The organism is Pseudomonas sp. Irchel 3F3, assembly GCF_900187545.1.
GTDB classification, from domain to species: Bacteria; Pseudomonadota; Gammaproteobacteria; order Pseudomonadales; family Pseudomonadaceae; genus Aquipseudomonas; species Aquipseudomonas fortuita.
Genome location: NZ_FYDS01000001.1, coordinates 302,332 through 314,638, shown reverse-complemented (window position 1 = coordinate 314,638; position 12,307 = coordinate 302,332). Strand labels below are relative to the sequence as shown.

The 12,307-nt window shown below is 66.2% G+C and carries 8 protein-coding genes; 3 read left to right on the top strand and 5 right to left on the bottom strand.

Annotated features, from left to right (window positions below; translation table 11 throughout):
- The 3 genes from CKW35_RS01500 (at position 1) to CKW35_RS01490 (ending at position 5,466) form a co-directional block, all read left to right on the top strand.
- The gene (locus CKW35_RS01500; protein ID WP_070086548.1) at positions 1-1,554 is read left to right on the top strand and encodes an ABC transporter substrate-binding protein; all 1,554 of its coding nucleotides are present in this window, start codon (positions 1-3) and stop codon (positions 1,552-1,554) included.
- Positions 1,555-1,772: 218 nt separating this feature from the next.
- The gene (locus CKW35_RS01495; protein ID WP_095114851.1) at positions 1,773-4,349 is read left to right on the top strand and encodes a TonB-dependent siderophore receptor; all 2,577 of its coding nucleotides are present in this window, start codon (positions 1,773-1,775) and stop codon (positions 4,347-4,349) included.
- Positions 4,350-4,377: 28 nt separating this feature from the next.
- Positions 4,378-5,466, top strand: coding sequence for an LLM class flavin-dependent oxidoreductase (locus CKW35_RS01490; protein ID WP_095114850.1), 1,089 nt, complete (start codon positions 4,378-4,380; stop codon positions 5,464-5,466).
- Between the two features lie 324 nt (positions 5,467-5,790).
- On the opposite strand, the gene CKW35_RS01485 is transcribed toward CKW35_RS01490, so the two are convergent.
- Genes CKW35_RS01485 through CKW35_RS01465 form a run of 5 tightly spaced genes read right to left on the bottom strand, consistent with a single transcriptional unit; the run spans position 5,791 to position 12,230 of the window.
- Positions 5,791-7,575 carry an ABC transporter ATP-binding protein gene (locus tag CKW35_RS01485; protein ID WP_095114849.1) on the bottom strand — a complete coding sequence of 595 codons (1,785 nt, stop codon included), beginning with the start codon at positions 7,573-7,575 and terminating at the stop codon, positions 5,791-5,793.
- A complete protein-coding gene (locus CKW35_RS01480) occupies positions 7,572-8,399 on the bottom strand; it encodes an ABC transporter permease (RefSeq protein WP_070086545.1) in 828 nt (275 codons plus the stop codon). Before CKW35_RS01480 ends, CKW35_RS01485 begins: the two co-directional genes overlap by 4 nt.
- Complete coding sequence (locus tag CKW35_RS01475) at positions 8,392-9,468, bottom strand: ABC transporter permease (RefSeq protein WP_095114848.1); 1,077 nt, start codon at positions 9,466-9,468, stop codon at positions 8,392-8,394. Before CKW35_RS01475 ends, CKW35_RS01480 begins: the two co-directional genes overlap by 8 nt.
- The gene (locus CKW35_RS01470) at positions 9,461-11,032 is read right to left on the bottom strand and encodes an ABC transporter substrate-binding protein (protein WP_095114847.1); all 1,572 of its coding nucleotides are present in this window, start codon (positions 11,030-11,032) and stop codon (positions 9,461-9,463) included. The genes CKW35_RS01475 and CKW35_RS01470 overlap by 8 nt, the downstream gene beginning before the upstream one ends.
- Before the next feature lie 10 nt (positions 11,033-11,042).
- On the bottom strand, positions 11,043-12,230 hold the full coding sequence (locus CKW35_RS01465; protein ID WP_016486043.1) for an LLM class flavin-dependent oxidoreductase: 1,188 nt from the start codon (positions 12,228-12,230) through the stop codon (positions 11,043-11,045).
- Between the last annotated feature and the right edge of the window lie 77 nt (positions 12,231-12,307).

The following is a 12,307-nucleotide window of genomic DNA, read 5'->3' as shown; positions in this document are numbered from 1 at the left end:
ATGGCCAGGGACGGTTACCCACTGAGCCGGCGCGGCTTCCTCGGCCACGCTGGCGTGCTGGCGGGCGGGCTGCTGGCCGGCTGCGGCCCCGCCGACAGCCCCACCCACGCTGCAGCCGACCAGCCGCGCCACGGCGGGCGCTTGCGCCTGGGCATCATCGACGGCAACCAGAGCGGCAACCTCGACGCCCACAAGCCCATCGGCAGCGGCATCGTGCGTGGCTTTGCCCTGTACAGCAAACTGTGGGAATGGGACGAGCAGATGCAGCCGCGCCTGGCCCTGGCCGAGTTCGCCGAGCCCAATGCCGATGCCAGCAGCTGGACCTTGCGGCTGAAACCGGGGCTGGAATTCCACCACGGCAAGACCATCGACGCCGACGACCTGATCTTTTCCATCCGCCGCCTCACCGACCCGCAGCTGGCCTCGCCCTATGCGGCGCTGCTGCACTGGGTAGACCGCAACAACCTGGTCAAGCTGGACGACCGCACCGTACGCCTGGGCTTTCGCGAGGGGCGCAGCTACCTGCCGCTGGCAGAAACCTGGGTCAACTTCGGCGGCATCGTACCGGTGGACTACCACCCGGTCACCAACCCGGTCGGTGCCGGGCCGTACAAATTGAAAAGCTTCACCCCAGGCCAGCGCTCGCTGTTCACCCGCTTCGACAACTACTACAAGCCCGGCAAGCCCTACGCCGATGAACTGGAGATCATCGACTTCAAGGACCAGACCGGCCGCCTGGCAGCGTTGCGTGCGGGGCAAATCGACATGGCCAACGTCATGTCCACCGAGCACTTGCAGGTACTGCAGGCCGACCCTCGGCTGCGGCTGCTGAAATCGGTGAGCGGCAACTGGCTGTCGTTCGACATGAACACCGCCAAGGCGCCCTTCAACGACCCGCGCGTACGGGAAGCATTCCGCCTGCTGGCCGACCGTGACGAATTGGTGCGCCGTGCGCTGAATGGCCAGGGCCGGGTGGCGAACGACCTGTATGCACCCTTCGACCCCACCTTCGACCACAGCCTTGGCCCGCGCCCTCATGACCCGCAGCGTGCGGCGCAGTTGCTGCGCCAGGCCGGCCATGAACAGTTGCAGGTGGATCTGGTGACCACACCAGGGCCGGGGCTGGCTTCGGCCCTGGTATTGGCCGAGCAGGCCCGACGTATCGGCGTGACCCTGAACGTGCGCCAGGTCGACCTGGCCACCTTCCAGGGCCCGCAGCGCGACGACTGGACCTTGAGTACCGGCGGCAGCATCGGTGCGCCGTTCCTGGCCAGTGCCATCCACACCGACGCGCCGTTTGCTGTAGCCAACAAGACCCACTTCCACGACCGGGAATTCAGTGAGGCCTTCCTCGCCGCCATGGCCCAGCCGGACCTGGAGCAACGCAAAGCGCTGGTACACCGGGCGCAACGCATTCAGTACGAGCGCGGCGGCATGCTGATATGGGGCTTTGCCGACCTGCTCGACAGCGTCAGCACCCGCGTGGGTGGCGCGCAGGCCGAGCAGTCGCTGTTCAGTACCTGGCGGTTCGAGAGCCTGTGGCTGAAAACCTGATCCGCCCCAAGACAGCCTATTCCCCTGTGGGAGCGGGCTTGTCCCGCGAATAGGCCCGCCTGGACACCAGAGGTGCATGGCCAGGGCTTCGCCCTGGTTCGCGGGACAAGCCCGCTCCCACAGAACCTCCTGACAGGCTTGAGAGATACCCACCCAACCGCAGGCGCGGCTGCGCCCTCGCTTCTCCCACATTCCTGCTATTGAACGAGGCCCAGCCAATGCCCCGCGTGACCTTGCTGCACCCCAAATTCCCGCCCAGCGCCCTGGCGCTGGCCATGCTGGCCGCCAGCGCGCCGCTGGCCCACGCCCAAGACACCCAACTGCAAACCGTCACGGTGCAGGCCGAACAGACTGACGACGATGCCCTGCCCACCCGACCGCCCGCCTCGATCTATGGCGGCCTGGAAGCCAAGGTGCTGGACACCCCGCGCTCAGTCACCCAGATCAACGCCGAGCAACTGGCCAACGACCCGATCCGCAGCTCCGACGACCTGGTCAAGTACGCCCCCGGCATCACCCGCGGCGGTGGCCAGAACGCCGGCATCGCCCCGCAGATGCGCGGGCAGAATACCGAGGTGTTCCAGGATGGCCAGCGCGCCTACGGCGTGCGCCACCCGGCCAACTTCAACGCCTACGAAGGCGCCGACATCGTCGCCGGGCCGTCGTCGGTGACCTACGGCTCGGTCAGCGGCAGTGGCGGCTACGTCAACTACCTGAGCAAGAAGCCTGACTTCAACCGTTTCCGCACCAAGCTCAGCGGCGAAATCGGCAGCTGGATCCCCGATGGCGAATCACGCGATGCCACCAAGTTCAGCATCGACAACACCGGCCCGCTGACGGACAACCTGGCTTACCGGGTGAGCATCACCCGCCAGCGCCAGGAAGACTTCTACGACAATGTCGAGAACAACTTCGACGCCTTCTACGGCGCGCTGGCCTGGCGCAACGACAACCTGCGGGTGGACTGGAACGCCGCCTACGACGACTACTTCGACTACAACATCACCCACGGCTGGAACCGCGCCACCCAGGACCTGGTCGACCACGGCAAGTACTACGCCGGCCGCGCCACACCGGTCATCCAGAACGGCAATACACTGTGGTCGCCAGTGCTGTCCTCCGGTGCCTCCGACGCCCAGGTGCTGGGCTGGGTGCAACGCCAGCGCAATGCCCAGGGCCAGTACCAGGTGGTCAACGGCAGCTTCCAGGGCGCGTCACCCAATACGCAGGCCAACCCCGGCAGCCTGCGGGGCTGGGTCTATGACCCGTCGCTGGCGGGCAACGGCCTGACCTCCTTGTCGTCACAAACCGGCCAGCGCGCGCAGGACGAAAACCGTTCGCGGCGCTTTACCACGCAACTGCGCATCGAAGGCGACCTGACCCCGTCGATCACCTTGGCCAACAGCACCTTCTACCAGCACTCCACCGACACCACCGATGCCGTCGGGGCGTTCCAGGTGCAGGGCAAGGACGACATCTTCGACAACCGCTTCGAATTCCGCGCACGTGGCCAGTGGCAACTGGGCGACCTGACCCTGGTCGACGACAGCAACACCGGGCTGATCTACCGCCGCGAGCGCAATGAGTCGATCGCCGCCAACAACAGCTTCGGCAGCACCATCAACGCTTATGACCTGACCCTCGACCCCACCTTGAAGAACCCCGGCGACCTGCTCGGCCTGAGCGGCCGCAACCCCGCCGGTGGCAACGCCGCCTGGATCGGCCAACCCGGTGTGCCGCAGCTTTCCAGCTACTACGGCTGGCTCAACCTGCCCGCCATGTACCCGGCCGGGCACGGTCTGTATGCAGAATCGGTGGCGCCCTACACCGCCGACAGCACCTGGACCACCCAGACGCTGTTCAGCCAGCACAACCTGCGCCTGGGTGAACGTGTGGGCCTGAACGTGGGCGCCAGCCGCAGCTGGATCGACGCCCGCATCGAAAACCCGTTCGTGCTGACCGGCGGCAACCCGCGCAAGGACTCGGATAATTACCGGCTGTTCTCGGTGCAGGTCAGTCCCTATTTCAAACCCACGGAAAACAGCACGCTGTACTACACGTTCGACCGTTCCCTCGCAGTGAATACCGGCTTCTTCACCAACGGCCTGGGCTGGGGCAGCGGCACGAGGGCCAACCAGCTCAACCCACTGGCCTTCGAGAGCCTGAGCGTGTTGCATGAGGTCGGTTTGAAGGTGGAGGCTGTGCCCGACCAGCTGTTCTTCACCCTGGCTGCCTACAAGCAGGCCCGTGACCAGTCGCCGGACAGCAACAACAACATTGCCCGGCTGATCGTCAAAGGCTGGGAAGCCACCCTGCGCTACCAGGACCAGCACCTGCGCGGCGGCCTCAACCTCAGCCGCATCAGCGCCTACAACGAGTTCACCAGCCAGGCCGGGTTTGCCTCGGCCGGCTTCATCCCCGACAACGGCACTGTGTTTGGCGACAACAACAGCCTCAACCAGCGCCCGGCCGGCAAGTTCGATGCGGTGCAGATCCCCGAATACAACGCTGGCGGGTATGTCGACTACCGCTTCGACTCAGGGTTTGGCGTTGAGCTTTCCGGCTGGTGGACCAGCAGCTGGTACCTGAACCTGAGCAAGACGGTGAAAGTGCCGGACGAATACAACCTCGATCTTGCCGTGTACTACCGCCAGCCGCAGTGGGGCGTGACGGTGCGCATGCTCAACGTCACCGACGAGCTGAATTTCGTCAGTGGCCTGGCCGGGTCCACCAATACCTTTCTGCAACCGATGCCGGGCCGCACGCTGCTGGCCCAAGTCGATTACCAGTTCTGATTCCTCCTCAACCTGAAAGGCCTTAGCCATGTCCATTGAATTTGTCGGCATGATCTTCCCCCGCCAGTGGTCCGAGACCCGTGGCGTACGCACACCCGACTTCGACCTGCCATTCATCCGTCATCACGCCCGCGCCCATGAGCATGCCGGGTTCGACCGGGTGCTGATCGCCAGCGGCCCTGGCAGCGCCGACAGCCTGCAGATTGCCGCCTATGCTGCCGCGCACACCGAACGCCTGGGTTTCATGATTGCCCACCGCCCGGCGCTGACCGCGCCGACGGTGGCCGCACGGGCATTCGCCACGCTCGACCACACCACCGGCGGCGGGCGCATCCGCCTGCATGCAATCACCGGTATCACCGCCGAGCCGCAAGAGGGGGACACGCTGCTGGACAAGACCGAGCGCTACCGGCGTGCCGACGAATACCTGGAGATTGTCCGCCGCACCTGGACGGCCGAGGCGCCGTTCGACTTCGAGGGCCGCTACTTCAATATCAAGGGTGCCTTTTCACCGGTGAAGCCGCTGCAGCAGCCGCATATCCCGATTTCCTTCGGAGGCTCGTCCGACATCGCCTACCAGATCGCCGTCAAGCATGCGGATCTGTATGCGCTGTGGGGGGAACCGCTGAGCGGCGTCGCCGAGCAGATCGGCAAACTCAAGGCTGCCGCGAACGCCGCAGGGGTGGCAGCGCCTAGGGTCAGCTTATCGGTGCGGCTGATCCTGGGTGCCACCGAGGAACAGGCCTGGCAGCGTGCCGAACAGATCCTCGCGCAGATCAAGGCCAACCCGCAATTTGCGGCTAACAGCCCTTGGCAGAAACGCATCAAGGGCACCGGCTCCGAACGCCTGCTGGCAGCCGCCGCCCGTGCCGACCGGCATGACCGGGCGTTGTGGATGCCGACGGCGACGGCGGTGGGTGCCTATGGCGATACCACCGCACTGGTGGGCACGCCGGAGACCGTGGCCCAGGCGTTGCTCGATTATGTCGACCTTGGGGTGACCACCTTTCTCAACCGGGGCTATGACCCGCTGTATGACACGGTGGATTACGGGCGCTGGGTGATACCGGCGGTGCGCGAGGAAGTTCGACGGCGCCAGGCCCGGTTTGTGGGGTGAAGGTGGGGGGGTATGGCTGTGGGGTGCATCTGGTTTGCCGGGTGCATGCCTTGGGTTGTTTGGCGCCTGTGAGATCGAGCGCCGCCCGCGCGGCGCATCGCGACGCAAGGCCGCTCCCACATCTGTTTCGGGCCAATTACTCCTGTGACATGGGCGCGCGTCCCCTTGGCGCCCACCTCAATATCGAGACGGGCCAACAAGGCGGTCGCGCGCATTGGTACAGGTATGACTGGCCCGAAACAGATGTGGGAGCGGCCTTGCGTCGCGATGCGCCGCGCGGGCGGCGCTCGGTCTCACAGGCGCTGCATACCCCAAGGCAAGCACCTAGAGGCCAACACGCAACCTGGGCGAATGCTCCACCAGCGTGCGGGTATAAGCATCAACCGGCCGCCCCAGCACCTGATCGGCAATGCCCTGCTCCACCACCCGCCCCTGGCGCAACACCAGCACGCGGTCGGCAATCGCCCGCACCACCCCAAGGTCATGGGTGACGAACAGCAAGGTCAACCCCTCCCCCTGCAAGCGCTGCAACAAGGCCAGTATCGATGCCTGCACCGACACATCCAGCGCCGAGGTGATCTCGTCACATACCAGCAACTTCGGCTCGCAGATCAACGCCCTGGCTATCGCCACCCGCTGGCGTTCACCCCCAGACAAGCTATGCGGATACAAGTCGGCCACACGCGCCGGTAGCGACACCCGCTCCAGCACGGCCTCGACCCGCTCGCGCGCTTTACCACCGCGCACCCCGAAAAAGTGCGCCAACGGCGCGCTGAGCGTTTGCCCGATGGTCTGCCTCGGGTTCAAGGCCCTATAGGGGTTCTGGAACACATACTGGATCTGGTGACGCAGCCGCGCATCACGTTCGCGCGCGGCAAACGCCAAAGGCGCGCCGGCGTAACTGAGTTGCCCCTGAACGTTTTCGCCCAGCCCGGCAATGGCCCTGGCCAGGCTGGTCTTGCCCGAACCCGACTCGCCCACCAGCGCCAGGCACTCCCCTTGCCTCACCCGCAGAGACACATCGAACAACACCTGGCGATCGTAAGCTACGTCCAGCCCCTGCACCTCCAGCAACACCGCTGCGCCCGGCGCAGCAGCCGCCTCGACAGCCGCTTCACCGAGGGGCAGCGGCTCTCGGTGCGGCACCAGGCAGGCCACTCGATGCACGCCGTCATGCGCCAGCAACGACGGCTCGATCACTGAACACTCTGCACGACGCCTGCCGCAGCGCGGCGCAAACGCACAGCCATCCGGGCGCTGCCCCGGTGCCGGTGCATGCCCGGCAATCGCCTGCAAGGGCTGGCGCCGGGCAATGTCAGGTATGGCCGCGAGCAAAGCGCGAGTGTAGGGATGCGACGGCGCGCGGAACAACGCCTCACGCCCCGCCACTTCCACCAGCCGCCCGGCGTACATCACCATCACCCGGTCGACCAGGTCACGCACCACCGCCAGGTCATGGGTGACGTACAGCGCCGCCACACCTTGGTCACGGCACAGGCGCTTGAGGGTCTGCAGCACATGGGCCTGGGTGGTAACGTCCAGTGCGGTGGTGGGTTCGTCGAGTACGATCAGCTTTGGCCGCAAGACGAACGCCAGCGCCAGCATCACCCGCTGTTGCTGCCCGCCAGACAGTTGATGCGCAAAACGCCGCAGGAAGCCGTCGTCATCGGGCAAGCCCACATCCAGCAGGGTTTCGCCGATGCGCTGGCGCACCGCTTCACGCGACAGCGCAGGCTGGTGCGCCAAGAGGGTTTCACGCAGCAAAGCCCCCAGGCGCAGCGCAGGGTTCAGCGCCGTGGCCGGGTCCTGGGCGACGTAGCCGACCAGCCCGCCACGGGCCAGGCGCAAGGCCTCACCTTCGAGCTCGAGCAGCGACTGCCCGGCCACCACCACTTGCCCGCCAACGATACGCGCACCCTGCCGGGCATGGCGCAGCAACGCCGTGGCCAAGGTGGTCTTGCCCGAGCCGGACTCACCCACCAGGCCAACAATCTCGCCCGCTGCAACGCTGAAGGACACCTCGGCCAGCACATCAACCTGCCCGGCCAGCTCTACCCGCAGGTCGCTGACCTGCAACACTTCACTGGCCACATTCAACAGCGCGCTCATGGCTGCTTCTCCCCAATCCGGGCACTGGCCCGGCCAACCCCTTCGGCCAGGATGTTGGTGCCATAGGCAAACACCCCGATCAGCAATGCAGGTGCCAGTACGGCCCAGGGCTGCACCAGCAGGCCGGCCTGGTTTTCGTTGATCATCAAACCCCAGTCGGCCGCCGGCGGTGCCACCCCGTAGCCCAGAAAACTCAAGCCGGACAGCATGCCCACCGCCCAGGTCAGCATGTTGCCGAAGTGCACCAATAGCGGCGTGAGGATGTTCGGCAGGATTTCATGAAAGAGGATGCGCCAACGCGGGTAACCCATCATCTGCGCCGCCTCCACGTACTCCTGCCCGGCGACCGCCACGGCACTGCCGCGGGCCAGGCGGACAACCCCCGGGGTAAAGGCGATGGCCACGGTCAGCACGATCAGCCAAGGTGCACGGCCGAGCATGGACACGATCAGCAGCACCAGGATCAGGTCCGGGAACGCCAGCGATACGTCCGCCGCCCAGCTGATCGCCTGGTCCAGGCGCCTGCGCGAGAAGCCGGCCAACAGGCCCAGGCTGCCGCCAACCAGCAATGCGAGGGTGGCTGCTGCCACCGACATCCACAGCACCGACAGGCCGCCGCTTAGCAACCGCGAGAGCAGGTCGTGGCCCAGAAAATCGTGCCCCAGCGGTGCCCCGGCAGCCGGGGGGCCGTACACCGGCCCGACCATCGCCGTGGGCGCATGAGGTGCCAGCCAGGGGCCAAAAGCGGCCAGCAGCGCCACCATCAAGGTGATTACAGCGCCACGCCGCACCTGTGGGTCGGCCAGCCAACGGGATTCAATCATGGGTCGCCTCCTGGGCAGGGGTGCTGCGCGCGCGTCGCCACCAAGGCCGAATGCCGCGCCGGATACGGCGGATCATCCGCACCCGGCGCGCCGTGCGCAGCTTGGGGGTGAGCAATACGGTCAGCAGGTCGGCCAGCAGGTTGATCAGCACCACCGCCACGGTGATGACCAGCACCACGCCCTGGATCATCGGCAGGTCGCGCATCTGGATCGCCGCATTCAACGCAGTGCCAATACCGGGGTAGCTGAAAATCACCTCGGCCAGCAATGCACCGCCGACAAGCGTGCGCAGGGTCAGTGCCACGCCCTGGATCGCCGGGGTCAGGGCATTGGGCAAGGTGTGCCGCCAGACGATGCGCCGCTCGGGGACACCCCGCAGGCGCGCGGCGATCACATACTCGGACTCCAGCGCCTCGATCATCGAGGCCCGCACCATGCGCGTGAGGTACGGCAGGGCCGTCAGGCTCAGGGCCAGCACCGGTAGCACCAGTGACGGCCACTGCCGCCACAACGGCAACTGCGGGTCGAGGATCGACACCGCCGGCAGCCAGCCCATGCCCGGCATTGAAAAAAGCAACACCATGCCGATGGCCAGCAGAAAGCCCGGCGTGGCCTTGAGCAGAATCAACGCCGACAGGCCCCAGCGGTCCAGCCGGCTGTCGCGGCGCAGGGCCAGGCTCACCCCCAACAGCAAGGCCACCGGTACCACCAGTGCCAACACCCCGGCCAGCAGGGCAAGGGTGTGGCCCAACCGGCCGAACAGCAGCTGCGCCACCGGCACCTGTGAGTCCAGTGAAATGCCCAGGTCCCCGCGTAATGCTGCGCCTAGCCAGCGCAGGTACTGCACCAGAATCGGCTGGTCGAGGCCCAGTTGCCGTTGCAGGGTGAGGATGCTTTCCAGCGGCGCATCTGGGCCGAGAATCACCCGCGCAGGGTCAGAAGGCAGTGCCTGGGTGGCGATGAACACCACCAGGCTGATCACCCAGGCCGTGAGCAACCCGTAACCGAGGCGGCCGATGAACCAGGCCAGCCAGGCCGGCGTGCGGGGCGTGTGTCGAGGATCAGGCATTGGGGTTCAACCAGAGTTCGTCAAAGCGCCAGGAGGCGAAGGTGGTCTGTTCCGGGGCAAGCCCGCCAACCCTGGACGCCGCCGCATCGAGCACGTCGGAAAAGCCCCAGATCAGCAACCCGCCACGTTCGTGCTGGATGGCCTGGGCTTCATGCACCAAGGCCCTGCGCCGCGCCAGGTCGGGCTGGGCCAGGGCTTGCTGGAACAGTTCGGTAAAGCGCGGGTCGTGGAAGTTGCTGCGGTTGTAGATGGCCTGCGGCGCATCGTTGTGCAGCGCCGAGGCGAGAAAGCCGCGCGCCGGGGTCGACCCGGGCGACAGCTGCCATTGCTCACGTTGCGGGCCGTTGAAAACGGACCCGTCCACCTGGTTGACCTTCACCTGCACCCCGGCCTTAAGGGCCTGCTGGGCAAACACCAGCGCGGCGTTGACGCCAGGCCCTGGCGTGGTGGTCAGTGCCACACGCAAATCGTCCTGCCCCGCCTGGCGCAGCAGCGAACGGGCCTGGTCCAGCGCGTAAGGGCGCTGGGCAATGGCGTGGTTGAAGGTGGGGTCGTGAGGCGAATACAAGTCGTTGGCCACCCGGCCAAAGCCATTGAGCCCACGCGCCACCAGCTCCTGGCGGTCGGCCAACAGGCGGAATGCCTGGCGCACCCGTACATCCTGGAACGGCGCCTTGGCCAGGTTCAGGTTGAAGCCGGTGAACGAGGTGCTCGGCGAGGCGTACAGCCGCAGCCGTGGGTCGGCCTTGAGCAGTGCACTGTGCTCAGCCTGCACACCACTGGCCACATCGATCTGCCCGGCGCGCAGCGCTGCGGCCCGCGACACCTGGTCCTTGAATTCGATGATTTCCAGCTCGTCCGCGTAGGGGCGATTGGGCTTGTAGTAGTTTTCAAAACGGGTGTAGAGCGAGCGCTGGCCAGGTATGAAGCTTTTCAGCCGGTATGGCCCGGCGCCCACCGGGTTGGTCACCGGGTGGTAGTCGGTGGGCACGATGCCGCCGAAGCTGATCAACGTTTCATCGAGCGGGTAGAAGCTTTGCCCCTGCTTGAAACGTATTTCAATTGTGCGCTCGTCCAGTTTGCGCAGTGCCTGCCGATCAATAGCGCCGACCAGCCCGGCGAAGGGCGAGGCCAGCTGCGGGTCGGTCAGGCGCAGGATCGAGAACAGCATGTCGTCGGCGGTGATGCTTTTGCCGTGGTGAAACTCCAGCCCAGGCTTGAGGCGGATGGTCCAGGCGCTGGCGTCGGCATTCGGCTCGGCGAACTCGGCCAGTGCCAGGCGCGTGCTGACGTCGGCGTTCCATTCCCAGCACTTGGCGTACAGCGCCCAGCCCCGGATGATGCCGCCGCCCACCGGCTTGTGCGCATCAAGGTTGCCGGCCTGGTCGCCATCAATAATGCCCACCCGCAAGCGCCCACCGTGCACCGGCGTGCCCGGCAGCGCCGCACTGGCGGCTGAAGACGCGCCGCTGTCGCAGCCACTGAGCAGCCCCCCCAGCAGCAAGCTGCCGCCAACGGCCAGGCTGTTGCCGAGAAACACCCGGCGCGAAAACAGCTCGCTCATTACCTTCTCCTTACGCCGGTTGCGCCACGCCGGGCTTGCTGACTGCGCCCAGGCGCGGCACCTCGAAGCCATGGTCCAGGTCAAGCAGCGGGAACAGCAGGTCTGCCACCCGGTGCGCCTCATCGATCAGCGGGAAGCCTGACAGGATGAATGCCGACGTGCCCTGGGCCTCGTATTCACGGATGCGTTCGGCGACCTGTTCGGCGCTACCCACCAGGTACGTGCCGGCTGCCGGGCCGAGGATGTTGAAGCCGAACAGGCTGGGGCCCAGCCAGACGTTGGGGTAGATCTCCAGCTCGCGGGCGGTGGGCAGCCGCCCGGCGCGGAGGCTGTCGAGGTTGCGCTGGATGCGCGGGTCGTCGCTGACGTAGCTGTCGAAGGTTTGCCCCGGCGGCAACTGGCGTTCGATGGCCGCGCGCGCGGTGGCCAGCGAGGTGCGCTGCAACAGGCGCTCGGCATGGGCCCAGGCCTCTTCCTCGGTTTCGCGCACGATCACTTGCAGGCGGGTGCCGTAGGTCAGCTCACGGCCAATCTTCGCCGCCTCGGCCGCTACCCGGCGGAACTTGTCGCCGAGCTTTTGCGGGGTGTCGGCGAAGCTCAGGTACACGTCCAGCAACTGCACCGAATGGGCCACGCCCGGTGCCGACGTGCCGGCGCCCCACAACGGAATGCCGGGCTTTTGCTTCGGTGGGTGCCAACCGCCCAGCGGGTGATGGGCGGCGGCCGGCGAACGGGGTGAAAGCTTGACGTAGCGGCCGTCGTAACCCGCCGTTTCACCGGCGTAGAAACTCTGGAAGGCGCGCCAGTATTCCAGGCTGAAGTCGTAGCGTTCATCGTGCGGGTAGTGCACGCCCAAGGTAGCCAGGCCGGCATCGTTGCCGTTGACCACGTTGAACAGCAGGCGGCCGTTGGAAAACTGGTCGAAGGTGAGCGCCCATTTAGCCAGCACCGCTGGCGACAACTCCCCCGGGTGCTGGGCGACCAGAAAGCGCAGGCGCGTGGTGGCGTCGATCAGTGCTGCCGACACGGCCAGGCTTTCGTTGGGGCTTGAGCCGAGCAGCGAGCCGTAGAAGCCCAGACGGTCAGCGGCGATGGCCAGTTGCTTGAGGTGTTCGAAATCGGTGTGCCAGCGGCCTTCGGGCTCCCAGGGATAGGGGCCGTCGGGGGTGGTGAGGTACCAAAGGATTTTGACTGCCATGGGGCTGGGTCCTTTTCAGATGAGGTGTTTGAGGGCAGGCCTCTGGGGCTGCTGCGCAGCCCTATCGCGACGCAAGG